25 protein-coding genes and 3 pseudogenes are annotated in these 23,115 nt (G+C 60.0%); 9 read left to right on the top strand and 19 right to left on the bottom strand.

All coding sequences use genetic code 11. The features are described 5' to 3' along the window. Positions 1-28: 28 nt before the first annotated feature. The 8 genes from AB3X89_RS03520 to AB3X89_RS03485 form a co-directional block, all read right to left on the bottom strand. Positions 29-226, bottom strand: coding sequence for a heavy-metal-associated domain-containing protein (locus tag AB3X89_RS03520; protein ID WP_368581853.1), 198 nt, complete (start codon positions 224-226; stop codon positions 29-31). A 65-nt stretch (positions 227-291) separates the two neighbouring features. Further along, positions 292-693, bottom strand: coding sequence for a Cu(I)-responsive transcriptional regulator (cueR, locus tag AB3X89_RS03515; RefSeq protein WP_368581852.1), 402 nt, complete (start codon positions 691-693; stop codon positions 292-294). Positions 694-862: 169 nt separating this feature from the next. Continuing rightward, positions 863-1,804, bottom strand: a complete 942-nt coding sequence (locus AB3X89_RS03510) for a copper resistance D family protein (protein ID WP_368581851.1) — start codon at positions 1,802-1,804, stop codon at positions 863-865. Continuing rightward, positions 1,804-2,178: a copper homeostasis periplasmic binding protein CopC gene (gene copC, locus AB3X89_RS03505; protein ID WP_368581850.1), complete on the bottom strand. Its 375-nt coding sequence runs from the start codon at positions 2,176-2,178 to the stop codon at positions 1,804-1,806. Before copC ends, AB3X89_RS03510 begins: the two co-directional genes overlap by 1 nt. 66 nt (positions 2,179-2,244) lie before the next feature. After that, complete coding sequence (locus AB3X89_RS03500) at positions 2,245-2,592, bottom strand: copper-binding protein (protein ID WP_368581849.1); 348 nt, start codon at positions 2,590-2,592, stop codon at positions 2,245-2,247. 61 nt (positions 2,593-2,653) lie between these two features. Then, on the bottom strand, positions 2,654-3,949 hold the full coding sequence (locus AB3X89_RS03495; RefSeq protein WP_368581848.1) for a multicopper oxidase domain-containing protein: 1,296 nt from the start codon (positions 3,947-3,949) through the stop codon (positions 2,654-2,656). A 1-nt stretch (position 3,950) separates the two neighbouring features. Continuing rightward, positions 3,951-5,405 carry a TolC family protein gene (locus tag AB3X89_RS03490; RefSeq protein WP_368581958.1) on the bottom strand — a complete coding sequence of 485 codons (1,455 nt, stop codon included), beginning with the start codon at positions 5,403-5,405 and terminating at the stop codon, positions 3,951-3,953. A 23-nt stretch (positions 5,406-5,428) separates the two neighbouring features. Continuing rightward, entirely contained in the window at positions 5,429-5,722 is a 294-nt protein-coding gene (locus AB3X89_RS03485) for a hypothetical protein (RefSeq protein WP_368581847.1), read from the bottom strand. A gap of 258 nt (positions 5,723-5,980) precedes the next feature. On the opposite strand from AB3X89_RS03485, the gene AB3X89_RS03480 reads away from it, so the two are divergent. From AB3X89_RS03480 to AB3X89_RS03470, 3 genes are all read left to right on the top strand, one after another. Beyond that, positions 5,981-6,211, top strand: a complete 231-nt coding sequence (locus tag AB3X89_RS03480; protein ID WP_368581846.1) for a hypothetical protein — start codon at positions 5,981-5,983, stop codon at positions 6,209-6,211. Positions 6,212-6,532: 321 nt separating this feature from the next. Then, positions 6,533-7,204 (top strand): heavy metal response regulator transcription factor, encoded by a 672-nt coding sequence (locus AB3X89_RS03475; RefSeq protein WP_368581845.1) that lies wholly within the window; start codon positions 6,533-6,535, stop codon positions 7,202-7,204. Then, entirely contained in the window at positions 7,201-8,598 is a 1,398-nt protein-coding gene (locus AB3X89_RS03470; protein WP_368581844.1) for a heavy metal sensor histidine kinase, read from the top strand. Before AB3X89_RS03475 ends, AB3X89_RS03470 begins: the two co-directional genes overlap by 4 nt. A gap of 175 nt (positions 8,599-8,773) precedes the next feature. Here the strand turns inward: AB3X89_RS03470 and AB3X89_RS03465 are convergent, their stop codons facing one another. Next, the gene (locus AB3X89_RS03465) at positions 8,774-9,892 is read right to left on the bottom strand and encodes a hypothetical protein (RefSeq protein WP_368581957.1); all 1,119 of its coding nucleotides are present in this window, start codon (positions 9,890-9,892) and stop codon (positions 8,774-8,776) included. Between the two features lie 106 nt (positions 9,893-9,998). Continuing rightward, a complete protein-coding gene (locus AB3X89_RS03460) occupies positions 9,999-10,814 on the bottom strand; it encodes a creatininase family protein (protein ID WP_368581843.1) in 816 nt (271 codons plus the stop codon). 236 nt (positions 10,815-11,050) lie between these two features. Here AB3X89_RS03460 and AB3X89_RS03455 point away from each other — a divergent pair, with 236 nt between their 5' ends. Beyond that, complete coding sequence (locus tag AB3X89_RS03455) at positions 11,051-11,248, top strand: heavy-metal-associated domain-containing protein (RefSeq protein ID WP_368581842.1); 198 nt, start codon at positions 11,051-11,053, stop codon at positions 11,246-11,248. Between the two features lie 283 nt (positions 11,249-11,531). On the opposite strand, the gene cueO is transcribed toward AB3X89_RS03455, so the two are convergent. Next, the gene (gene cueO / locus AB3X89_RS03450) at positions 11,532-13,085 is read right to left on the bottom strand and encodes a multicopper oxidase CueO (protein WP_368581841.1); all 1,554 of its coding nucleotides are present in this window, start codon (positions 13,083-13,085) and stop codon (positions 11,532-11,534) included. A 285-nt stretch (positions 13,086-13,370) separates the two neighbouring features. Between cueO and AB3X89_RS03445 the strand changes: the two genes are divergently transcribed. Beyond that, positions 13,371-13,946 carry a hypothetical protein gene (locus AB3X89_RS03445; protein WP_368581840.1) on the top strand — a complete coding sequence of 192 codons (576 nt, stop codon included), beginning with the start codon at positions 13,371-13,373 and terminating at the stop codon, positions 13,944-13,946. A 34-nt stretch (positions 13,947-13,980) separates the two neighbouring features. Here the strand turns inward: AB3X89_RS03445 and AB3X89_RS03440 are convergent, their stop codons facing one another. Continuing rightward, the gene (locus AB3X89_RS03440; protein WP_368581839.1) at positions 13,981-15,291 is read right to left on the bottom strand and encodes a methionine adenosyltransferase; all 1,311 of its coding nucleotides are present in this window, start codon (positions 15,289-15,291) and stop codon (positions 13,981-13,983) included. On the opposite strand from AB3X89_RS03440, the pseudogene AB3X89_RS03435 reads away from it, so the two are divergent. From AB3X89_RS03435 to AB3X89_RS03420, 4 genes and pseudogenes are all read left to right on the top strand, one after another. Then, positions 15,185-16,149, top strand: a pseudogene (locus AB3X89_RS03435) (IS3 family transposase); the annotation flags it as partial. The gene AB3X89_RS03440 and the pseudogene AB3X89_RS03435 sit on opposite strands and share 107 nt — an antisense overlap. 213 nt (positions 16,150-16,362) lie before the next feature. Next, a complete protein-coding gene (locus AB3X89_RS03430; RefSeq protein WP_368581838.1) occupies positions 16,363-17,412 on the top strand; it encodes an IS110 family transposase in 1,050 nt (349 codons plus the stop codon). Between the two features lie 12 nt (positions 17,413-17,424). Continuing rightward, positions 17,425-17,640 (top strand): annotated as a pseudogene (locus AB3X89_RS03425) (IS3 family transposase); the annotation flags it as partial. 439 nt (positions 17,641-18,079) lie between these two features. Continuing rightward, positions 18,080-18,643, top strand: a pseudogene (locus AB3X89_RS03420) (DUF3141 domain-containing protein); the annotation flags it as partial. 194 nt (positions 18,644-18,837) lie between these two features. On the opposite strand, the gene AB3X89_RS03415 reads toward AB3X89_RS03420, so the two are convergent. The 7 genes from AB3X89_RS03415 to dsbD all read right to left on the bottom strand — a co-directional run bounded on the left by AB3X89_RS03415 (position 18,838) and on the right by dsbD (position 23,016). Then, complete coding sequence (locus AB3X89_RS03415) at positions 18,838-19,155, bottom strand: P-II family nitrogen regulator (RefSeq protein WP_368581837.1); 318 nt, start codon at positions 19,153-19,155, stop codon at positions 18,838-18,840. 40 nt (positions 19,156-19,195) lie between these two features. After that, positions 19,196-19,747, bottom strand: a complete 552-nt coding sequence (locus tag AB3X89_RS03410; RefSeq protein ID WP_368581836.1) for a PCYCGC motif-containing (lipo)protein — start codon at positions 19,745-19,747, stop codon at positions 19,196-19,198. Further along, positions 19,744-19,932 (bottom strand): hypothetical protein, encoded by a 189-nt coding sequence (locus AB3X89_RS03405; RefSeq protein ID WP_368581835.1) that lies wholly within the window; start codon positions 19,930-19,932, stop codon positions 19,744-19,746. The genes AB3X89_RS03410 and AB3X89_RS03405 overlap by 4 nt, the downstream gene beginning before the upstream one ends. A 73-nt stretch (positions 19,933-20,005) precedes the next feature. Beyond that, positions 20,006-20,305 (bottom strand): DUF2933 domain-containing protein, encoded by a 300-nt coding sequence (locus AB3X89_RS03400; protein ID WP_368581834.1) that lies wholly within the window; start codon positions 20,303-20,305, stop codon positions 20,006-20,008. A 3-nt stretch (positions 20,306-20,308) separates the two neighbouring features. Then, on the bottom strand, positions 20,309-20,614 hold the full coding sequence (locus AB3X89_RS03395) for a hypothetical protein (protein ID WP_368581833.1): 306 nt from the start codon (positions 20,612-20,614) through the stop codon (positions 20,309-20,311). Between the two features lie 131 nt (positions 20,615-20,745). After that, entirely contained in the window at positions 20,746-21,120 is a 375-nt protein-coding gene (locus AB3X89_RS03390) for a hypothetical protein (protein ID WP_368581832.1), read from the bottom strand. Between the two features lie 69 nt (positions 21,121-21,189). Further along, on the bottom strand, positions 21,190-23,016 hold the full coding sequence (gene dsbD, locus AB3X89_RS03385) for a protein-disulfide reductase DsbD (RefSeq protein ID WP_368581831.1): 1,827 nt from the start codon (positions 23,014-23,016) through the stop codon (positions 21,190-21,192). Positions 23,017-23,115: the final 99 nt, after the last annotated feature.

Raw genomic sequence — 23,115 nt, 5'->3', positions numbered from 1 at the left:
GTAACCGGGGTTGGTGAGACCCGGCAAATCAGCAAAGTTCGGCAGGACTATATCCGGCCTTCTGGATGGCCGAGATGAAATCGCCCGGTGCATGCCCCGATAAAACGCGGACAACCCTGGCGGTCAGGTCAATATGGACCTGCGCGTTTGCATCGACAACCTTGATGGCCTTCGTCACAACGCCTGTACAGTGGCCGCACGTCATATCCTTGATTTCGAGTTCCATTTCCCAACTCCATTTACGGTTGGTTCATTCGTACACGGTTTCTGTGACCTATACCCTGTCCTGGATCAACTGCAACGCAGTTGGCCAGCCAGTTCCGCCAGAATCGGGCAGTCCGGGCGCGAGTCTCCCTTGCAGTGCTCGGCCAGATACTGGAGCGTATCCCGCATCTCAACGAGTTCGCGGATGCGCTCGTCCAGATCACCGATGTGCTGCGTAACCATTTGCTTGACCTCGCCGCTGGGCCGTTCGCGGTCTTCCCAAAGTGCCAGCAATGTGGAAATTTGCCTGGTGGAGAAGCCGAGATGCCGTGCCCTGCGTACGAATCGCAGGACCTCGACATCCCGCGCCGAGTAGATCCGATAGTTCGAGTCGGTTCGCGTCGCGGGACGAATCAGCCCGGATTCCTCGTAATGGCGAATCATCTTGGCCGAAACGCCCGAAGATTTCGCGACCTCGCCGATATTCATGACTTTCTCCCAGGCGGTTCATCCGCCACACTGCAACCAGTGTTGACCTTCCCATAGTGGGAAGGTCAAGTCCTGGAGCTGCGCGCCGGGAAAGAGGAGCCAGTTTCAACCCTGTTTCGAGCCACCACCAAGGTTCCAAACCTCGGGCAGACATGCAAGTCCTAATGGCTTACGTCGTGCCTGGCAGTGGACTGGAGACCAGTACGGCAGCCACCATCAGCACGCCGGCCAACACGATAGACTCAATGTGGAGCACCGCAGCGAAACGCCGCAGCGGCCTCGCAGGCGCGGCTGCAGAAGGATTCTTCAATGCGGACAGCAACTTGGGCATCTCGAAGAAGCGATTGTGTCCTCCGAGCGCAGCGGCAATCAGGACCAGTGCGAGCTTGAGCAACAAAATCTGTCCATATATCGACTCGAGCAGATTTGAAGGCGTGTTGACTCCACGCCATCCGTTGTATGCGCCCGTACTGAACAGGATAATCAATGCGTAAGTCGACGCGTCGGAGAGCGACTGCACGAACGAGGCGCCGTTCCGGCGTTCGCTCCCGGGTACGCGAATCAGCTGGGGCATCACCACGTACGTTGTCACGAGCACGAGGCCGACCCACGCGCTGATAGCCAGCAAATGCAGCCAATCCACCCAGACCGGCAGGCCGAAAAGCCCTGAATCCACTGGATGCCCGCCATTACTGCGAGCAAGAGCGACACCCGCCAAAGCAATCCACATCCGGAGCGGGAAGCGGGTTTCGCTTCCTGACCGGAGGAATGACAACCCGATGATACAAAGTGTGAAGGCAGCGCCGACCAGCCACGCATGCCCAAAACCGGTTTCCACGACCATCGACCATACGGCGGGGCCAGCTTCGAATAGCGTCGACTCGCTCATCAATGCACAGTGCGCCCAGAATGACAGTGCGCTCGCGGTCAGCGAGACAACGGATGCAATTCGCACTGTCCCGAGCAGACGTTTGCCAATCGCAACTTGCCAGTCAGACTCGCCCCGGGCGAGCCACTGGCTGCTGAGCAACGTCCCGACGATGACGGCGAAGCCGACGTTCTGTATGGCTACCGCAACGAGGCGCAGGATGCCGAGGAAGCCGTCGTTCATCACTTCACTTGGAAGGCATATGTGCCTTTAGTCTTATGAGAATCGGCGGTCATCACGGCCCACTGGACGGTGTACTTACCCGATGCAAGTTTCGGCAGTGCGACAGTCATGATGCGCGGATCGGACCCGTCGACCTTGGCCTTGTCCTTCGTGACGGCAGCGCCGCTTGCGTCGGATACCTTTATCGAACTGAATGTCGGTTCGAGGGCTTCGTTGAAAGTCAGGCGCAACGCATCCGGCGCAACGTCGACCGTGCTGTCCGATGCGGGTGCCGCGCTTTCGAGTTTTCCGTGTGCCAGCGCTGCGAGCGGCACGAACGCGATCACGCCAGCGGTGGCCAGTCCTGCAAAATGCCTCAGAGTCAGTATCTGCATGTTGTCTTTCGTCTCGTAAGGTTAAGATGGGGCGCAAAAAAAAAGCGCTGTCACCCCAGAATGCCGTCACTGCTTCTGCAGCTTCACCACGGTGAGTGCGCCGTCCACTTCCTCGGCCACAAAATCGATCTTGTCGCCAACTTTCACCTGCGACAGCATTGCCGGACCCTTGACCTTGAAGACCATCGTCATCCCTTCCATGCCGAGGTTCTCAAGTGGACCGTGCTTGATGGTCAGCTTGCCGTTGGCAGTATCGATCTTCTTGATTTCGCCATGCGACATGCTGTTCTTCGAATCAGCGCTTTGCTTCGCGCCACCGTTCATGTCCATGTTGCCCATGTCGCCCGCTGCATACGACGCAGCGGAAAACGCCAGTGCGCAGCCCGTCGCAATCAGAACAAGTGCTTTTTTCATCGTGCTATCTCCAGAGTTGAGGTAATCAAATTGCCGGCCGGGTCAAACCCGGCCTTGTGATTCAGCTGTCCGGCAGTTCGCCGGTGTACTCATAGGCCACGGTTCCCTTCGGATGCCTGAACCAGCCCGGGTCGCGGTAGTCGTTTCGGCCCAGCCCTTGCCGGACCTTGACGACGGTGAACATGCCGCCCATCTCCAGCGGTCCAAACGGACCGGTACCGGTCATCATCGGCAACGTGTTATCGGGTAGCGGCATCTCCATCTCACCCATCGCACCGCCGGCGCTGCCCATCGCCATATAGTCGGGCACCAGTTTGTTGATGCGTTTCGCCAGGTCCTTCTGGGGTACGCCAATCAGGTTGGGAACCTGGTGGCCCATCGCGTTCATCGTGTGGTGCGACTTGTGACAATGAAATGCCCAATCGCCTGGACGGTTCGCCGTGAACTCGATCGCCCGCATCTGACCCACCGCCACGTCGGTCGTCACCTCCGGCCAGCGGGCCCCGGGCGGGATCCATCCCCCGTCGGTACCAGCCACCTCGAAGCTGTAGCCGTGAAGGTGAATCGGATGATTCGTCATCGTCAGATTGCCGAACCGAATGCGCACGCGGTCACCCGCTCGAACCGGCAACGGATCGATGCCGGGGAATACGCGCGAGTTGAACGTCCACATGTTGAAGTCCGTCATTTCATTGACGCGCGGCGTGTAGCTGCCGGGATCAATGTCGTAGGCCGCCAGCAGAAAGACGAAGTCGCGATCAACGGGCATCACGCTGCGGTCGCTCGGATGGACGATGAACGTGCCCATCATCCCCATCGCCATCTGCACCATCTCGTCGGCATGCGGGTGATACATGAACGTGCCATGCTTCTCGAGCTGGAATTCATACACAAACGTCTTGCCTGGCGGGATATGCGGCTGGGTGAGCCCCCCCACTCCGTCCATTCCGTTGGGCAGCAGCATGCCGTGCCAGTGAACGGTCGTGTGTTCGGGAAGCTTGTTCGTCACGAAGATTCGGACCTTGTCCCCTTCGACTGCCTCGATGGTCGGACCGGGCGTTTGCCCGTTGTAACCCCAGAGATTCGCGTTCATCCCGGGCGCCATCTCGCGAACGACGGGTTCGGCCGTCAGATGGAATTCCTTCCAGCCGTTCTTCATCCGCCACGGCAATGTCCAGCCATTGAGCGTCGCAACCGGCGTGTACGGGCGGCCGTTGGGAGGCACGAGAGGCGGCTGGGTGGTCGCTTTGGCCATGGTGGGCGCCTCAGGCAGCGAAGCGGCGCCCGCCTTGCTGACCATCGCGGCACCCAGAAGCGCGGCCCCCGAGCCGCTGAGAAATTGTCGACGGGACACCATGTTATTTACCTTCCGAATTCGTTGCCGGCGCCGATTGCGCCGCAGGAGCCGAAGCAGATTGCACTGTGGGCTGCGCCGCGGTGGCCGCTTGCCCCGCCTTCACTGCCGGAGCCTCACCCGCTGGAGGCAGACGCCCGCCAAGCGCTTGCTGAAGGTCCGTTTCCGCCAGCCAGTAATCCTTGAGCGCATCGATATAACTGTTGACCGCGCTTACCTGCTCGCGCGAATCGGCGAGCAACTCGAACACGCTGGCGAGCATGCCGTTGTACCGAAGGAGCAGCTCGTCCGAGATGGTCTTGTGCAGCGGAACGACTTCGTCTCGATAATGCTTGGTAACGTCGTAGCTGGTCACATATGTCAGGTACGACTCACGAACTTCCGAGCGCGCATCAATGGCCGTCTGCGCCAGTTGGTTGACCGAGCGCATGTAGGTGGCTTCCGCTCGGGCGACCTTGACGCTGCCGAAGTCGAAAATGGGTATTTCCACGCTGATTTCGTAGCCGCGCTCGTGCCCCTTGTCGGTCTCGTAGTTGTTCAGATAGCCAACGTCGAGTGCGTTAATGAAGCGTGTGGCCTTGCTGAGGCCCAGCGACGAGGCAACGCCCTGGGTCTGCAGTTTTGCCGCCTGAATGTCCAGGCGGTTCTGCATCGCATAGCTTTCCAGATCCTTGAGGTCCGGTCGCTCCTTCGGCAGGTCGGGCAGGCGGTCCGGAAGCTGATATTGGGTTTCCGCGCCCCACAAACCCATCGTGCGCGTGAGCTTTTCGCGAGCAGCCACGGCCTGCTGCCGCGTCCTGGCAGACTGTGCGACTGAATCGGCGTAAAAGGCCTGCTCCCGTGCGTAGTCGAGCTTGCTGAAATTGCCCGCCTGACGCATGCGCAGCGCCAACTCGGCGCCGGCGTCCGCGGAGTCCCGGACCTGCTCTGCATACTTTGCCGCCTGCTCGGCTGCAACGGCATTGACATATGCACGGCGCGCATCCGCTGCCACCTTGAGCATCGCATCGGCGGTTTCAAGCTTGGTCTGCTCGAACCGGCGACCCTCGATATGCGCGGCAAACGGGAGTGTCAGAATGCTGAGAGCATCTGCCGAAAACGTTCGGCCGATAGTCAGGTCGCCATTGCTGGCGCGCGTCCGGCTGAAGGTGAACCCCGGATTGGGAAGTCGGCCGGCCTGCACCAGGTCTGCTTCCGACAACCCCAGTTCTGCATAGGAAGCCTGGAGCCCGCGGTTGTTCAGCAGCGCGACCTGCACCGCATCGTCCATGGTCAAAGGTTTTGCCAGTAGCTCCTGCGTCCGCCTTGCGGCGGATTCCCGGTCCGCGTCGGTCTTGACGATGACGGCATCCTTCCCGATTCGTTCCGAAGCAGTGGACGAGACGGCATTGAATCCGCCATCTTTCGAGAACGTCGTGCAGCCTGCGAGGAAAACCATCACGGCAATCCCCACGCCCATCCGGGTGGAAATGACTTGCTTCTTCACTTGACGGACTCCCCATGTGTCGAGTGGCCCTTGTCGCCGCCGTCGACGGGCTTGGCGTCGTACTTCACGCCCCCCTTCTTCACGGGCTTCTCCATCACGGCTCGATTGAGTTGTTGCCACGTCGGGCCATCGCCGTCGCGATAGGGTTGGTATCCGTCGAAGATGGCCGGCACCGTGATGGCCGGCACCGAGGCTGCTGCGTCCGTTGGGTCGGGAATTGTTGTCGTGGCGTGCGCGAGCGACGGCAAGGAAGCCGCCGCGCCGAGCAGCGCTGCAGATATCAATCGCATACGTTTTCTCGTCGTAAGTCATCCGGCGAGCCCAGGCGAGGCCGCCAGTACGGATTCAAGCTGCGGCCTGATCGCCGCGAGCAAGGACTAGACGGGAAGGCTGCGTGGAGGCCGCTCGATACCGTCGGTCAGGAATGACACGACGCCGGCGGATGGCGGGAAGGCAACGATAGCGCGCGTAACGTGCGTGGAAGCGGCAAGCGCTGGCACAGTGGGCAAACCCATGCCGAGACAGCACGACGCGCACGTGGAGCACGAATGCGCATCAGCAGTACTGCCGTGGTGATGATGATGGTGGCCGTCGTCGGCAACCGCCATGTCCTGCATGTCATGGTGATGATGTGCGGGCGCGTCCCTTTCGGCATGCAGGGAAGGCAGCTCGCTCAAATCGGCGCGTGCCGCAATACATTTCATCGAGACAGCCGCGAACGACTGAACCGGGAGGCTCAGTGCCAACAACACGACGATGAAGAACTTGCGCCAATATGACATGGGAGCGGAGTCTAGCACGCAGCTATTAAGCCTGAAAGGTCAAGAACGTGTCAGGGTGTAACCGGAGTCAATTCCCCCTTTACGATGGACGGCTGGAGCTTATCGCCGCCAGTGCGACGACGGCGTGACCACAAAATGACAGAATTTTCACGCAGCAAGGCACCATGCGTGTGGACATTGAATTTTCCGAAACAGATGATCCTGCCGCCAGCGTTTCATGAAAAAATTGTCATCCAGCGGTCATATTTTGCGCATGCCGGCGCTCATATGCTCCGGAATTAAACTGCCCAGCCCCAACAGCAGCCAGCCCCAATTGCCATGCGGATACTGATTGTCGAAGACGAACCCAAAATGGCGTCGTACCTCCGAAAAGGGTTGATTGAGGCGAGCTACACGGTTGACGTCGCCGAGAACGGTCGGGATGGCCTGTTCCTCGCCCTGCACGAAAACTTCGACCTCGTTGTCCTCGATGTCATGCTGCCGGAGATGGACGGCTTCGAGGTACTCAAGCGCCTTCGGGGCCAGAAGCAGACTCCGGTGCTCCTCCTGACCGCCAGAGAGGCGATTGAGGACAAGGTCACTGGGCTCGAACTCGGAGCCGATGACTATCTGCTGAAGCCCTTTGCTTACGCCGAGTTCCTCGCCCGTATCCGGTCGCTGCTGCGACGTGCTCCACGGCATGTTCGCGACATCCTGCTCATCGCCGACCTCGAGATCGACCTCATCAAGCGGCGCGTGCGACGCGGCGACAACCGTATCGAGCTGACCGCTCAGGAATTCGCTCTGCTCCAGCTGCTCGCCGAGCGTGAAGGCGAGGTGCTTACCCGTACTTTCATCACCTCGCAGATTTGGGACATGAACTTCGACAGCGACACGAACGTCGTCGACGCAGCCATCAAGCGGCTACGCGGCAAAATCGATAACGCCTTCGAGAAGAAGCTCATTCATACGATTCGCGGGATGGGGTATGTGCTCGAGGACCGCTCGTGAGTGACGGCCACTCGTATTCGCTGCTCCGGCGGCTGACGCTTGCGTTCGCCGTGGTCGCAGCACTGGTCTTTGCGCTGACGGGCGCCTACCTCTATCGGTCTCTGTCTACGGAACTGACACGGCGCGACGACATCGAGATTGCTGGCAAACTTAGCCAGTTTCTGCAACTCGTCCGCACGAGCGGTTCTACGCAGGCTGTCCGCGCGAACCCTGGCGCTTTTCACGAGGTTCTCCTGTCGCATCCCGGGGTGTACCTGGGCATCTATGACGGCAAAAACAGTCCGCTTGTCGAGCATTCCGACAAACCAGGTGTGTCGCTGAAGGCGGTCATCACTGACCAGTACCCAAGTCGCACGCCCTACGCCTGCTCTCCCGAGGGAATCGGACCCTCCCGCTGCATCTTCGCTGAGGAAAAACTCCCGTCCGGCGAGATCGTTCGGGTATCGCTCGTACGAGCGGCAACAGACCGGCATTCGCTTCTTGACAGCTACCGGATCGACATCTGGTTTGCTGCGGTGGCAGGCTCCATCCTGGTCGGGGCACTTGGCTACGCAGTTGCACGCCGTGGGCTCCAACCTGTTGAATGCCTCGGGCGACAAACGTCGAGCATTGAGGCGCACAACCTGAACGAGCGACTCGACATAGCAGGCGGCCCTGTGGAATTGCGGGAACTCGCCCTATCCGTTAATCGCATGCTGGATCGACTCGAACGGGCATTTGTCCGACTGTCGCAGTTTTCGTCCGATCTGGCCCACGACATGCGCACGCCGCTCGCGAACGTCATCAGTTCATCCCAAATCACGTTGTCGCGGCCCAGAACCCGCGAGGAATACGAAACGCTCATCGACTCCAATATCGAGGAGTGCGAACGCCTGCAGCGGATGATCGAGAACATGTTGTTTCTCGCCCGCACCGATAACGCGCGGCAACATCTCAGGTTATCGAGCTTTGACGCAGCGACCGAACTGGGTCGGCTGGCCTCCTATTTTCAAGGCATCGCCGACGACAAGAACGTCACGATCGTGGTCGAAGGAGACACCCGGATATCTGCCGACGCCACATTATTTCGACGTGCGGTGAGTAATCTCATCTCCAACGCATTGGACCATGCGTCTGTGGGCTCGACTGTCATGCTGGCCTCATTTGATTCGTCCGGACACACGTCCGTCGAAGTCACCAATCAAGGACGTCCCATCGCACCCGAGCATATGGACAGGATTTTCGAGCGGTTCTATCGAATCGACACGTCCCGACACGGCTCCTCGAAGAACGCGGGGCTGGGACTTGCCATTGTGAAATCCATCATGGAGCTTCATCGGGGCGCCGTCGACGTTCGGAGCAGCGATCAAGGCACGACGTTCACATTGCGATTCCCTCGCTCGACAGTCGAGTGACCGGATGCGCTGCACGTCGCCGCCCTGATGCGACGAACACCGGCGACAGAGCCTTGCAATCGACGTCCTCTCTGCCAGCCTCGCCTTGCCGTGCAAAAGGAGCAGCGTCAGGACAATGGCTGTGCCGGTCCGGTGTCTTTCGGGATATCGAGGAGGTAACCCGAAACGCCGCTGGTCAGCGCATATTGCCGGTATGACCGAGCGAATAGCGCCCAGGTTGCGGCCAGACGGTCATCCCGTGTGGCTCCATGCCGACAGGGATGGATTTTCCGACACCGGTCGTCGTGTCGATCACGTAGACGACATCGTCGAACCGGCCAGAGAGCCATAACGTCTTGCCGTCCGGGCTGACGTTACCCATGTCCGGGCTGCCGCCGCCGGGAATCGGCCACGTTGCGACGACCTTGCGCGTCGCGAAGTCGATCACCGATACGCTGCCCTTGCCATGCCGCGGCCCATGAACAAAATTGGAGCCACGGTTCGCGACATACAGCTTCGTCCCATCGCGGCTCGGATAGAGGCCATGTGCGCCGACGCCTGTCTTCAGGAAGTCGATCTTCGTGAAGCTGTCGCCGTCCACGACGAACACGCCGTCGGCCTTCATGTCCGCGACGTAAAACAGCTTGCCGTCCGCCGAAATGCGGATGTCCTGCGGCATACCCTTTTTACTCAGATCGAGGTAACCGACGACCTTACGATTCACGAGATCGATCTTCGCGATCCTGCCGCCGAACTCGCACGTGAACAGCACATATTTTCCGTCGATCGAGAAGTCGGCATGGTTGATCCCCTTGCACTCCGGCACGGACAGGCTCGATTTAAGCGCCATCGTGTGCGGATCGCGAAAGTCGAGACGCTCGTGCGCTTCCGCGACGACAATCGCTTCCTTGCCGTCCGGCGTGAAATACATGTTGTACGGATCGTCGACCATCACCTCTTTTCCGGGCTTGCCGGTTTTCGGATCGATCGGCGTCAGGCTGCCGTCGGAACGCCCTTCGGCGTTGTTGGTGACCCACAGCGTCTGTAGATCCCAGGACGGAACGATGTGCTGCGGGCTATAGCCGACACGAAACTTGTCCACGACCTTGAACGTGGCCGGATCGATCACGTACACGTCGTTCGAACGCAGATTCGGCACATAGATGCGCGACAGCGCACCCGCGACTGCCGGGCTCATATGACCTGCACCCGCTTCGCCATACAGGTTGGCAGGATTCACGACGGGCGGCATTCCCGGTGCGGTCGAAACGGCGGATGCGGCAAATACCGCGCTCGCAGCCCAGCAACCCGCCATCCCGGCGGCAAGCGACGTTGCGATGCGCGACAAACGGCTGGAATTCAATTTCATGGCAGTTTTCGTTATTGAATGAACGGGTGATCAAGACGACTAACCGGCGGTGTTAGCGGCTGCCGACCTCCGCCCTGATCGCGCCGACTGTGCGCGAGACAATCGCATCGACGCCGAGCTGCCCGAGCTCGACGCTCGAGCGGCGCGGATCGCCGCCATAGACGCCATCGGTCGCACCGGGCTTCGGCGCGTTGCGCAAGCGTTCGACACGCACCATTTGCGGAGCGACCGCCAGCAGCAATGACGTATCGGCCAGTCCTGCGTGCGTGCCGATCTCGTCGTCACGCACGCCGCGCTGACGCAGAATCTGTGCGTAGCCGTCGGAACTCGATGCGTAATATTCCGGCGGGACGAACGCGCGCGCGCCCGACCCGGCCCACGTCTTGTTCAGATACGCGACCGCGTGCTTGATGTCGTTCTGGTAACTGCCATGATCGCCGAGAAAAACGATGTTCGTGAAACCGTGAACCTTAAAACTATTCGCGGCAGACTCGAGGGTCTTTTCGAATACGTCGTCGGGCACCGTAATCGTGCCGGGGAAACGCATGTGCGATGTGGGCGGCGCATAGCCACCCTCGGGAACGTAGGCAATCACGGTGGCGACGAGCGCGTTACCGAGTTGTTCCGCGATGCGCTGCGACAACACCTTGACGCGCGCATTGTGCTTGCCGAGCGCGACGTACGGTCCGCTTTGCTCCGTCCCGCCGATGGGGACGATGATCGTAGTCTTGCCTGCGTGAATCTGATCGCGCAGTTCGGTCCAGGTCAACTCTTCCAGTTGCACTGTCCTGGGTGTCTGCGCCATGGCGGACTGGGTTGCCGCAAATACGACGGCGGCGGCGAAAGCGCTTTGCAGGTTGATACGCATACCGTGTTGAATAGGAAGATCGAGAGACACGGCTCAGCAGTCTACGCGAACTTCAGGCCAGTGAACGACCTTTGCGCCCGAAATTCCCGCGCACGCGGTCGTTCGTTCCTCGACTTGCCAATCCCCAAAACGTCGACTGTCGCTTGGAACATGCCGCGTCGGTCGAAAAGCCCTTGACCTTCCCACGGTTGGAATGTCGAAAATCCAAGTGTCTTACTAACAAATGGAGTTTTAGCATGGAACTGCAAGTACCCAATATGACATGCGGACACTGCTCTGGCGTGATCACGAGGGCAGTGAAAGACGTGGACGCCCAGGCGAAAGTCGACGTCGATATCGCAGCCCGAACCGTGCACATCGAATCCACGCGTCCGGCGAACGACTTTGTTTCCGCGATCCGGGAGGCGGGTTACAGCGCATCGGTACGAGCGTGAAAAGCCGGAACCGGCGCAGCGAACCCGATTTGCGGCGCCGGTGCGTCCAATCGCCGCAGGCGAAATTATGATATTCAATGGTGCCAGGGTCTGCCATGACATCCTGACGCTGCGGACGGCTCTTGCCGTTTTGGCCGTGACGTTGCAGCAGACCCGCGACCGCCTCGTCGAGTGCTCGCCAATTGCGGAGTTTCGGCAGCGTATCCGGGCGACGGCGATGGGCCTCTGTTTTCGGCCGACGGGATAGTTCCTGATGCGCCGAAGCTGTCGCGTGCCGACACTCCTACGCACTGACAGTAAATGAAGTCATCATCCCCGTGTCTTCATGCTCCAGCAGATGGCAATGAGCCATATACGCTCTTTCCGGCGGAGCCAACTGGTTAAACCGCACCAGAACTTCACTCTTCGCGCCTTCAACATTCACGGTGTCCTTCCAGCCACGACGGTGATCCGCAGGAGGTTTTCCATTCTCAGAGATGATCCGAAATTGAGTTCCGTGGATATGAAATGGATGCAACATCGCGTCTCCTTCCGCAGAAATAGTCCACCTTTCATACTGCCCCCTCTTGACGTCAAACATGGGCTTCGTCATGTCAAATGACTGTCCATTGATGAAGTTAGCGGAATGCAGGTTGATATCTTTCGCGGAGGGCATATCGCCCATGTCATGCATGGCCATGCCATGACCCACCATATCGATACCGGCCATCGCTTGCTCACCGTATTTTTCCATTAACGCGTCCATGCCCAACATATCAAGATTTGGGTCCATTGACAGTTGAAGTGTCCGCTGCGGCATCGGTTCGGTTGACGGTATGCCGGGAATGGCTACCAGCTTATCCGGCATCCTGCCTGCCCCCAACTCTGTTACTGCCTCGATTCTTAGAACAGGTAGTTCCTTGTCGAATGGTGCCAAAACCATCCCCATCTGGCGCACCGGAAGCGTCATGATGTCAAATGGCCTGCCATCGGTTGCATCGACCAGAACCTCGAACCGCTCCCCCATTAATATCGGGAGTTCCGCCACCTTGACTGGTTCGCCGAGAAATCCGCCGTCACTGGCAATAACGTACATAGGCCGTTTGTCACTGATGGCCAGTCTGAGCGAGCGGGCGTTACATCCATTCAGAAAGCGCAAGCGCAACCAGCCACGGGGGGCAACATGCTTTGGGTAGACAACGCCATTGGATAGCATCACGTTTCCAAACCAGCCAACTGCCGCACTCATGACATCCAGTTTGTAATCGATCTGCCCTTTGCTGTTAATTCTTTTGTCCTGCAGGACGACCGGAATATCATCTACTCCCCACGTCTTCGGCATGTTCAGGGCACGGCTTTCGGCGTCTTCGATCAGGATCAGTCCGGCCAGCCCCATCGCGACCTGGTGTCCGCTCACGTGGTGGGTATGCGGATGAAACCAGCAGGTTGCAGCCGGCTGATCAACGACGAACTGAGCCATGCCGGTGTTGCCCGGATCGATTGGCGCCTGCGGCCCCCCATCAGCGGTACCGGGAACTTCGACGCCATGCCAGTGTACGGCGATAGCCTCAGGCAATCTGTTGTGCACCAGAATGGTAGTGCCGCTGCCGCGCTTCAAACGCAAAGCTGGTCCCAATAATGCACCGTTGAATCCCCACGTCGCCGTCAAATTCGCTCCCTTGATCCTGGACTTTCCTGCCTGGACGTTCAGGTTTATCTGTCCCTGGGCGTCGGGCTCCACAATGGGAGGAATTGGCAGTTGTGGCTGGTTCGCTGCGAAAGCATATGCAGGCCAGATGGGCAGTGCGGTCGCGGCCGTCCATGCCGCAGCACATTTAATGAACTCACGACGTTGCATGTTGAGGCTCCCGACATCGCACTAGTTGACGTCATACGATAGCAGCTTCATCACCGATGGCGCATCAGTCGCGCCTTCCGGCGCCGATCAATACGCACAGCGTCAGCAGTAAGCCTAACGGATGACGCACCGCGCACTTCGTTGATCAGACGAAGCGACGTCACATAACGGTGGCCCGATGCGGCACCCGCGCGCAACCGAAACGCCTCCGCGATCGTCGCCAGCGACCTGCAGCCCGCGTTGCGCGGACTTCATGCTGCCGGGAGCATTCATGTTGCGTCGCGGTTGATCCTGGTCAACTGGTGCGCCGCACGCATTTCGCAAAATGGAATCCCATTGACTGGAGCAGACATCATGAAAATGAGAACCGCCTTGTCCCTGTTCGCGGTGAGCACGGCACTGGCCATGGCAGCCAATGTGCAGGCCGACGACTCGCATCACCCGGCGTCAGCGGCGCAATCGGGTGCATCCGCACCGAAGAGTTCCGCCGGCGCGCCACCGGCACCGGCTGCGCAATCCGCCGACCGACTTGAAGAAGCACGCCGGCAGATGCAGAAGATGCTCGCGCAGATGGATGAAATCCGCCACACAAAGGATCCCGCAGCGCGCCAGCGGCTGCTGGACGAACACATGCGTACCATGCAGGACGCGATGCAGTCGATGCACGGGATGGGCGGCCCGATGATGATGGGCATGATGGGACAGCAAGGGATGGGAGGCACCACCAATCGCGCTCAGAGCGGCAAGCGCGGCTCGGGCGCGAACGAGCGCATGAACATGATGGAAAACCGCATGGACATGATGCAGATGATGATGGAGCAAATGATGCAGCAGCAAAATCCGCCGGCCCCCGCTCAATGAGCGTTGTGACCGCCGGCCGCGAACGGGCAGCCGCTCAGCAGACCGGCACGCTGCCGTCGATCAGCTCCCGGGTCAGTGCGGACGGTCCGGCCAGTCCATGTGCAACGCGTTCCCGTATGCGATGGCGCTGTGCGTCGGACAGGCGATCGGACGCGCAGACGTCGACTGCAGCCAGCTGTGGCTCGTCGATCCGGCTGCCAATCGCCGACAGCAACCGGACTGTCACCGTCATCGCGCCGTCCAGATCATCGAAGATGGATTGCGCGAGCCGATGCGCGAGCACGTTATAGAGTTTTCCGACGTGAGAGGCCGGATTCTTGCCCGCAACTGCTTCGAGCGACATCGGCCGCCCAGGCGTAATTAGCCCGTTGATGCGATTGCCGCGCCCCACTTCGCCGTCGTCGCCCTGCTCGGCACTCAGGCCGGTGACCGTCAGATACAGTCCGCTCTCCTCTCGGGCATGCGGCTCATCAAGCGCGTTACACCGGACGGTGCAGGCTTCGCCGAGATGACTGGCAAGAAACGTCTTCACTGCCGACTTCTGCGAAAAATAGCTGGCTGCATCGACCACATAACGGTCCACGAAAGCCAGTGCGATCGTGAGACGCATCAGCTCCCCGATGCGGTGACCCATGATCTTGTAGTCGAAGCCCAGCGCAGGAAACGTTGTGCGCAGCACATCGGACTTGAGTAATTCCGCCGCTTTCAGCACCCGTTGTTCGAGGTCCGACAACGGGGCATAGCCCACTCCAAATGATGTGTCGTTGGCCAGCGGCATGCCCGTACAAGCGTTGACCCGCTGCAGACAGGGCGCGCCCGGTCGCAGCATCGGAACCACGTCGATCAGACCATCTTCGAGCTTCAGCGTCCCGGCAACATGGTCGCTCACAGCCTGCCGGATCACCGTCTCCGGTGACCCAGACACGCGGGTGGTCACTGGCCCCGAGACAAACAGCTTCATGCGCCGGGTGATACGGCCGCCGCCGAAACGAGGCTCGCTCAGGCCGCCAACCAGGAGCGCCTTGTCCAGGTTGAAGTGCAGCACGGCGTTGTAATCGTCAAGGTAGGCACGACCCAGCGCGCGTGCCGCGGCCTCCACAGCGCCGTCGCACAAAGTATCGGGGTGACCGACACCCTTGTGCTCACACATTTCGACGCCCGCGTGGTCTGAGCTTCCCCAGAAATTTCGCCTTCCAACCGGTCGTGTATAAACTCGACGGAAAGGAAGGGAATCAGGGATGTTTAAAGTACCGAAACAAGCGTACACGGCGGAGTTCAAGGTGGCCGCCGTCCAGCGGGTCAAGGAAGGCCAGGGCTTCGCCGTGGTGGCCCGGGAACTGGGCATGTCGGAGCAGACGCTCCGCAACTGGGTGAAGGCCGAGGCGTCGGGCAAGCTGAATGGAGCCGGAGCTAAGCCAGTCACGCCAGAGCAGATGGAACTGTCGCGTCTGCGAGCCGAGAACAAGCGCCTGCAAATGGAGCTTGAGATCGCAAAAAAAGCGGCAGCATACTTCGCGAAGGACCTGCTGTGAGGTATGCCTGGATCGACCGGCAGGTCGGGCAATATCCGCTGTCCTCGCTGTGCGGGGTGTTGTCGGTTAGTGTGAACGGTTATCGCGCGTGGAAGCGCGGCGGCAAGCCTGGACGAACGCGCCTGACGGACACGCAATTGTTGACGCTGATCCGGACAGTGCACGCCGAGGTCAAGGGTGCCTACGGTTCGCCGCGTATGACCGAGGAAATCCGTGATCGCGGCTTTCCGGTCAGCAAGGAACGCGTGGAACGGCTGATGCGTGAGAACGGCATCCGGGCCCGGCACAAACGCCGCTACCGGGTGACAACCGACTCGAAGCACAAGCTGCCGGTCGCGCCGAATCTGTTGAATCGCGAGTTCACGCCTACCGAGCCGAACCAGGTGTTCAGCTCGGACATCACGTACATCTGGACCGACGAGGGCTGGCTGTACCTGGCCGTGGTGCTCGACCTGTTCAACCGGGAAGTGGTGGGCTGGTCGGTCAAGCCGCGCATGACGGCGGATCTCGTGACGGACGCACTGACGATGGCCTGGTTCCGGCGGCGCCCCGAGCCAGGCGCGCTGTGTCATTCGGATAGAGGCAGTCAGTACGCGAGTCACGAATTCCAGCGCAAGCTGGCCGCTTACGGCATGCGCTGCTCGATGAGTCGCAAAGGAAATTGCTGGGACACTCAGTCCAAAATACGCCTTGAACGTCGGACCGATCTGACCCGTGCTGGGATTGGCCGAGCTGCCTTGGCGTTGACCTGTCGATCGGGCTCCGGCGTTCCCCGAGCGTTGCCGGGCCCAGCGTTTGTGACCTGATAGGAGCTTTGTCCTGCACCGTGAGTGTCCTGTCCAGCGATTGGGGTTGGCGATGCGCCCACCACGACGGAAACACGCATGGAACAACACGAAGTCATTCTGGGTGTCGATACGCATCTCGATACGCATGTCGGTGCAATAATCAGCGAAACAGGGAAGCTCCTTGGAACCCTGTCGGTGGCGGCCGAAACTGCGGGATATCTCAAGCTGCTGACCTGGGCGAATTCTCTTGGTCATCTGCGCCGCGCTGGCGTTGAAGGGACTGGCACCTATGGGGCGGGCCTGGCCCGCGTGCTGCGCGATCACGCGATCGAAGTGCTGGAGGTCAATCGTCCCGATCGGGCTGCGCGTCGTTCGCGCGGGAAATCCGATCCGACCGATGCGGAAAACGCCGCACGATCGGTCCTCGCCGGAAAGGCAACTGCGATTCCCAAAGATCAGTCTGGCGCGGCCGAAGCGATGCGAGCTGTTTCCGTTGCTCGTCGCAGCGCCGTCAAGGCCAAGACTCAGGCGATAAACCAGTTGCGAGCCTTGCTGGTGAGTGCGCCGCAGGACATCCGCGAACGCCTTCTGAAGACAAAGACAGCGGAATGCGTTGCAAACTGCGCAAGGCTGCGCTCGCTGGGTGACACACCTATGTTGCAGACTCTGGCAACCACGCTGCGCTTGCTGGCAAAGCGCTACCTCGCGCTCGCGGAAGAGCTCAAGACGCTTGATGCGATGCTTGAGCGCTTGACCCTGAAGCATGCCAGACGGCTTCGAGAGCGATTCGGCGTTGGCCCTCAAACGGCAGCAGTACTTGTGGCCGTCGCAGGCGACAATCCAGAACGCTTGAAAAGCGACGCTGCACTCCCTGCGCTTTGTGGGACGAGCCCATTGCAGGCATCCTCTGGCAAAACGGTCAGACATCGCTTGAACCGTGGAGGTGACCGTGCTGCAAACAACGCCCTGTGGACCATTGCCATGGTGCGAATGCGCAGTGATCCGAGAACCCGGGTGTACGTCGAGCGACGAACCAGGGAAGGCATGTCCAACAAGGAAATTCACCGCTGCCTGAAGCGCTATATCGTCAGGGAACTGTACCCGCTCATTCTGGCCGACCTGGCCGATTCAGCGCGCACTTCTTGACATAGGAGCGTCAATGCGCCGACGGAAAGCTTCTTCAACAGTTTGAAAAACGAACGGGTTCACGCCACGCGCTACCGGACGCATCAGGACGCGAAGGCCGATCTGTTCGAATACATCGAAGTGTTTTACAACCGCAGTCGTCGTCATTCGTCGCTCGGCCTGGTTTCTCCGGAGCGGTTCCTTCGGGACTGGATCAAAGCTCAGCAGACCAAGGATGCCGCTGCATAACTTGGGACCAATGGAAGGCGAGAAACCGAGGGAAGCTCAATCAAGCGGCGCGGTGCGCTCAACGGTCACGACGATCTTTGCAGTGGATATCATGAAGTGGGCGGCCCAGGGGCCTCACACTGACGTGATGGTCCTGTTGATGATGCGCTGCGTTGTCGCCGTCGGCTTGATCCACATCAAGCGCGCCGAACGCACAATTGCTACGGTGAGGCTGTTGTGCCGATGCAAGATGCCGGACCACTGCAGGTGCCCCTCTGCCAGGTGCCGCACTCACTACCACTCCCCGGGAATGGAGAACGGATCGATGCGTGAAACCGAGGTGAATGTGCCCGTGCGGTCCACCGTCGTTTCGAAGCGCAGCAAGGTGACGCCTGCGCCGCGCGAGTCTGCCACGGCCCCCTAGTCTGAGCCGCCGGGAGTAGCGAAAACCGGCAGCGCCCTGCAGGATGCGCTGGACTATCTGCGCGACTTCGCGGAACGCAGCGTGCTGTTCTGGGACGCGTTGCGGCAGCGTGCTGACAACATGATCGGACACGAGCGCGCCGGCAAGCCGCCGCTCCTCGACTTCGACTATGAGCTAGTGCTCGATGCGCGCCGCTATGACCGCCCGGCGAATTACGCACTGCTGCGAATCACGCGAGCCGACGACGTCTGCTTCGACGCCTGTTTCGATGCGACGAAACCGCCCGTCGTCATCGTCGATCCCCGTGCCGGGCACGGACCCGGCATCGGCGGCCTCAAGCGCGACTCGGAAGTGGGCATGGCCATGCACGAAGGTCATACGGTTTATTTCGTCATCTTCTTTCCCGAGCCCTGTCCGGACCAGACGCTCGCCGACGTGCTGCACGCGTTGAGGCGATTCGTCGAGGAAGTCGCACGACGGCACCCGGGCAAGCCGCCTGTCCTGTATGGCAACTGCCAGGCCGGCTGGGCTATCACGCTGCTTTCAGCCGACTGCGAAGGGCTGGTCGGCCCAGCGGTGCTCAACGGCTCACCGCTTTCCGTAGAACGTATTAAAAGTGTCAACGTTGCGACAATAAAACTGTCAATCCGCGCCGTTGACAGACGCCAATATCGGTCCAGCCTTGCTGGACAGGGCTTTAGCAAAACGAAGTAATTCTGTCACCAATGATCACTCGTCCCTGCCAAATTTCAGCTTGAGTTGCGCGGACAAGCGCGCTTGTACACACCATCGTTTTAAGGCTTCGTCTCGGCCTGGTTGCGAATCCGGAAAAATCGCTCCGCAGGGAGCACCGCCACCACTCCGTCGCCGACTGCGCCGACGTGCGCGGTATCCATGATTGTCTTGACCAGCGCATCGACGTTGTCCGCCTCGGTGAATACTTCGATTTTGATGTGTTGGGTCGTCCAGTCGTCGGCGAACACGTTGGGATGCGCGCCGAACCCTCGTACCCGGGTCACAGTCATGCCGTGCACATGAATCGCTCCGACCCGTCGTTCCAGCACCTCCAGGACGTCAGGCCTCACAATAGCGACAACGCATTTCAGGTCCATGTTCGCCTCCTCCAATCGATTGATGGGACATCGAGGACCGCTAACCCTTCGGCCCCCATCTTGCATCGGCGCCAGCCTGAATCTTTCCAGCGTCCTGAACCCCGGCCTGCGTCATTTGCCAGGCGATTTCCGCTGTCCCAAGGCATACCTCGCACGTGACTGCCATGTTGTCTTCGAAGCATTGAAGATTGGAACGATGTATGCCTCGATTTTCGCAGCCGCACCAGCAGTAGAGCTTGTTGAGTACAGCGGGAATTTGCGTCGCTACCCAGTAGGCGTGCCTGACCTCCTTGTCCACAAACTGATTGGGATTGAGAACGTGAGAGGCGTCCGAGCGGCCGCTCGGGATGATGCGTAGTCCATCCGGACGCAGCATGCCCACATGCCAGCCAGCGGCCTGGGCACTGTGAGCGGACGAGGCTGCCTTCTGCGGAGCGACTTCGGTCTCGTGACGCTGCATGAGCAACGGCCCGGACATGAGGGCTCCAACGGCGGCAAGAATCAACGCCACGATGGCCAGCAGATACCATCTGGCCGCCGACTTACGTTCACGTTGCCGGGTTACCTTCCGTCGCGATGTTTGACTCTTCATCTCACGTCTCCCGACCCGCCATCCTGACCGTGCTGCCAGAGATGCATTGTCTGCCCACAGGACCGCATCCCGTGCATCATGCTGAAATGTGCCGCCGTGATGCCCGCCGCGCCAAGCACCGTAACGAGCCCGATGACAGCAAAGACTGCGACAAGGATGTTCAGTATTCGATTGCCATTGAACATGGCTTGCTCCTGCAAAAGCCTTGGGGCAGTCCGTCAAACAGCAATGACGGACCGCCCCTGCCGGTTGATGTGCCTACGAGCTAGAGCCGGATTGCAGCTTTCGCTCCTCGATTGCCTGGCTCGGACCCGGCTCCTGGTCCGCATTCGAATGCATGCATCTCGTCATCAGCAGCATCGACAGCGGACAAGCCAGTGCGGAGACCGCAACGAGGAGCGTTGCCAACGACCCTCGCAATTGAGGTAGCGCCCAGTACGCAACGCCGAGCGCCAGCGCGAGAGCAACCGCAATAGCGGCCATCATCTTCGTGTTGCACTTCATCATTAGTTCCCTTTGAAAGTCAGACTGGATGTTGACGATGCCCAAGCGCAGCACGCACTACTTCGACGGTGCTGTTCCCGCCTGCTCGGCGTACTTGAGCATGATGTCGCCCATTGCGCGCATCATTTCTCCATGCATGCGCATCGCAGTCTTCGGGTCCATGCCGGCAGTGCCGCCCATCATCGGGCAGCTTCCCATCATTCCGCCCATTCCCATCATTCCGCCCATCATCGAACCGTGTTCATACTCACGGCCCTGCTGGGGTGTATTCGACGAGCTGACGGTGCCCGCCGCCAGGGCGACGGTACCTGTCGCGGCCAAAAGCACGGAAGCAATGGCCGTTCGAATCAATTTCGCGTTCATACGTGTATCTCCGAATTCGGATATATCCAGATAGAAGGTAGGTTGGTCGCGCACCGCCCCGCGCATTGCATGCGCGTCGGACGTGCGTTAAGCCACGGTGTCAAACCGCAAAAATCTAGTCGTTGAGCGAACTACAGCGAGCGGGGAGGAGGCGCCGGCAGTTCAGGAATGAACTGCTTCGCGAAGTGGCTGGCGACAGCCCGGTAGACGGGTGAGGAAGGGACAACCATAACCGTGTGGGTCATGGGTATGGCTGGCATGCCGCAGACGAGGCCGCCGATGCTGCCCTGACAGGGCGCATTGGCATTGGCCGCGTGGTGATTGGCTACCTGCCCACAAGCCGCCGTCATGTCGGATGCGTGCGCAGCATGCGTTTGCTGCTGCTCGCTCGGCATCGACGCGGTCATCGACTCCATTTGGGGGCAAAGCGACATCTGCGCCGGGTAGCCGAGCAGCGGCAACCACGCAATCAGAAAGCAAGCGACCAGTTTGACCCAGAGCTTCATGGATTCAGTATATGCCTTGACACAAGAGGCTGTCACGACGCGCAGCTACATTGGCACTTCGTATCCACGCTACTTCCCCCATTGCCTCAGGTGAGCCGCGAACGCGTCGGCACCGATGAATCCGACGAGCTGCGCATCAGGTTGCTGCCGGCCAGTTCTGTCGTAGAAGATGAGTGCTGGCGGACCAAATAACCCGAAGCGACGGAGCATCGCGGTGTCCTCTGGCGTGTTCTTTGTCACATCGATGCGCAACAGCTTCCAGTGAGCGAATTCACTGACAACCTGAGGGTCCGTGAACGTAAATCGCTCGAGCTCCTTGCAGCTGATGCACCAGTCAGCGTAGAAATCGACCATGACCGGCTGACTATTCGCTGCCTTGAGCGCCTGGTCCAGTTCGGCATTCGACCGTATTGCTTCGAACCGTGTGGTCGAATCCGCTTCCGCCTTCGCGCGCGGTGTCGAGGACGTGTGCATCACGCCACCGAGCGGCTCCAGGATATCGAAGTTGCCCGACACGACTCCGATGAACTCCGCGACGCCTGCGACCAGGAGCAGCACACCGACCGCTTTCCCCAGGCGGAAAATGCCAGGTGCGTCGGCCGGCAATGGGTCGATGGCCCGGAGCATCATGCCGCAGCTCACGAGCAACGCCGCGACGAGCACCATGAGCAGCCAGTCCGGCAACAGCGAATAGACAAACCACAGGGCGGCGGCGAGCAGCAGAAAGCCCAATGCATTCTGTACCGCTACCATCCATCGGCCAGCTCTCGGGAGTACCTGAGCGCCAAACGTCCCGACCGCAAGTAGCGGAATCCCCAGTCCTAACGCCAACACATACAGGGCGAGGGCGCCGCCTAGCACATCGTGACTGTTCGCGATATACAGCAGCGCGCCCGCAAGCACAGGCGTCGAGCATGGTCCGACAATCAGGGCAGACAACATGCCCATTACGAACACCGCCCCAACACGGCCACCGGGCAGCCGGTTAGTCCATGCCGAGGCTCTTGTCTGCAAACTGGCCGGCAGCTGAAAACGGAACACACCGAACATGGCAAGCGCCAGAAATACCATCAGCACACCAAACGCTGCGAGCACCCACGGCCGCTGCGTAACCGCGACGAGCGGAATTCCTGCCAGCGCGGCAAGCGTTCCCGCAACAGCGTAGGTGAGCGCGAGGCCCTGTACGTAGGCGAATGACAGTCCAAAGCCTCGATAAAGTGTTGGCCTCTCCCGGCCACCACCTATGACAGCCGTCACGATGGGAACCAGTGGATACATGCAAACCGTTCCGGCCATGAGCAGGCCTGCGAGCAGAAAACCCAGCAGTTCAATTACTGAAATGCCATTTGCCGGTCGCAGGTTGATACCGAATACCGCGAGCGAAGGATTCACGCCGGTGTCGGGGAATCCGGCAGCGCTGGCCGTTGCGTTGCTTCCGGCCGCGACGGAAGTGACGGCTCCGGTAGCCGCGATTCGATAGGTTCGCGTCTGCGGCGGATAGCAGACGCCGAGGTCCGCGCAGCCCTGCGAAGTGACAGATAGTACGACGCTGGTCGAGACGGGACGAGGCAACCCAAGCTGGATTTCCACCGGCTGGTGATAGACCGTGACCATGCCGAATGTCGGGTCGTTCTTCACTTCTCCCGGTGGCATCTGGTCCGGCTTTATCGATGCGCCGTCCACGGCGAAATCAAACCGGTCCCGATACAGGTAGTAGCCAGCGTGCGTCCTGAAATCGAGGGTGACCTGCTGAGGCGCACTGAGCTTAACCGTCAACGGGAATGCCTGGTCAGGTGGCAGCAGGTCGGTCTCGCTTACGGCATGTGCAGCCAGAGACGTCAGCGCGACGAACAGGACAAGTGTGACGTGCAACACCCGCCTGAACGCGTCGTTCACACGGCAACTCCATTGCCCGACGTTGATTGATACGTCCCGCATCTCTCGCTCCCTCCAGGCAAAACCGGTCCGCAGGCCAACAGGTAACGTTCAGCCTGC

Origin of the sequence: Paraburkholderia sp. BR14320 (genome assembly GCF_040948665.1) — a bacterium.
In the GTDB taxonomy this organism is placed as follows: domain Bacteria; phylum Pseudomonadota; class Gammaproteobacteria; order Burkholderiales; family Burkholderiaceae; genus Paraburkholderia; species Paraburkholderia youngii.
The sequence above is the reverse complement of the archived record's forward strand: the minus strand, read 5'-3'. Positions and strand labels throughout refer to the sequence as shown.

What these genes read in the sequence shown, in the direction of transcription:
- AB3X89_RS03490 (WP_368581958.1), bottom strand. Translation starts at nt 5,405, where the DNA reads ATGGGCGTGGGGATTGCCGTGATGGTTTTCCTCGCAGGCTGCACGACG.
- AB3X89_RS03480 (WP_368581846.1), top strand. Translation starts at nt 5,981, where the DNA reads ATGCGCATCAGCAGTACTGCCGTGGTGATGATGATGGTGGCCGTCGTC.
- AB3X89_RS03440 (WP_368581839.1), bottom strand. Translation starts at nt 15,291, where the DNA reads ATGCCCAGTTCCCGGGCCACCACGGCGAAGCCCTGGCCTTCCTTGACC.
- cueO (WP_368581841.1), bottom strand. Translation starts at nt 13,085, where the DNA reads ATGCAACGTCGTGAGTTCATTAAATGTGCTGCGGCATGGACGGCCGCG.
- AB3X89_RS03415 (WP_368581837.1), bottom strand. Translation starts at nt 19,155, where the DNA reads ATGGACCTGAAATGCGTTGTCGCTATTGTGAGGCCTGACGTCCTGGAG.
- AB3X89_RS03520 (WP_368581853.1), bottom strand. Translation starts at nt 226, where the DNA reads ATGGAACTCGAAATCAAGGATATGACGTGCGGCCACTGTACAGGCGTT.
- AB3X89_RS03460 (WP_368581843.1), bottom strand. Translation starts at nt 10,814, where the DNA reads ATGCGTATCAACCTGCAAAGCGCTTTCGCCGCCGCCGTCGTATTTGCG.
- AB3X89_RS03390 (WP_368581832.1), bottom strand. Translation starts at nt 21,120, where the DNA reads ATGAAGCTCTGGGTCAAACTGGTCGCTTGCTTTCTGATTGCGTGGTTG.
- AB3X89_RS03395 (WP_368581833.1), bottom strand. Translation starts at nt 20,614, where the DNA reads ATGAACGCGAAATTGATTCGAACGGCCATTGCTTCCGTGCTTTTGGCC.
- AB3X89_RS03485 (WP_368581847.1), bottom strand. Translation starts at nt 5,722, where the DNA reads ATGCGATTGATATCTGCAGCGCTGCTCGGCGCGGCGGCTTCCTTGCCG.
- AB3X89_RS03430 (WP_368581838.1), top strand. Translation starts at nt 16,363, where the DNA reads ATGGAACAACACGAAGTCATTCTGGGTGTCGATACGCATCTCGATACG.
- AB3X89_RS03475 (WP_368581845.1), top strand. Translation starts at nt 6,533, where the DNA reads ATGCGGATACTGATTGTCGAAGACGAACCCAAAATGGCGTCGTACCTC.
- cueR (WP_368581852.1), bottom strand. Translation starts at nt 693, where the DNA reads ATGAATATCGGCGAGGTCGCGAAATCTTCGGGCGTTTCGGCCAAGATG.
- copC (WP_368581850.1), bottom strand. Translation starts at nt 2,178, where the DNA reads ATGCAGATACTGACTCTGAGGCATTTTGCAGGACTGGCCACCGCTGGC.
- AB3X89_RS03495 (WP_368581848.1), bottom strand. Translation starts at nt 3,949, where the DNA reads ATGGTGTCCCGTCGACAATTTCTCAGCGGCTCGGGGGCCGCGCTTCTG.
- AB3X89_RS03510 (WP_368581851.1), bottom strand. Translation starts at nt 1,804, where the DNA reads ATGAACGACGGCTTCCTCGGCATCCTGCGCCTCGTTGCGGTAGCCATA.
- AB3X89_RS03500 (WP_368581849.1), bottom strand. Translation starts at nt 2,592, where the DNA reads ATGAAAAAAGCACTTGTTCTGATTGCGACGGGCTGCGCACTGGCGTTT.
- AB3X89_RS03465 (WP_368581957.1), bottom strand. Translation starts at nt 9,892, where the DNA reads ATGGCGGGTTGCTGGGCTGCGAGCGCGGTATTTGCCGCATCCGCCGTT.
- AB3X89_RS03455 (WP_368581842.1), top strand. Translation starts at nt 11,051, where the DNA reads ATGGAACTGCAAGTACCCAATATGACATGCGGACACTGCTCTGGCGTG.
- AB3X89_RS03405 (WP_368581835.1), bottom strand. Translation starts at nt 19,932, where the DNA reads ATGTTCAATGGCAATCGAATACTGAACATCCTTGTCGCAGTCTTTGCT.
- AB3X89_RS03410 (WP_368581836.1), bottom strand. Translation starts at nt 19,747, where the DNA reads ATGAAGAGTCAAACATCGCGACGGAAGGTAACCCGGCAACGTGAACGT.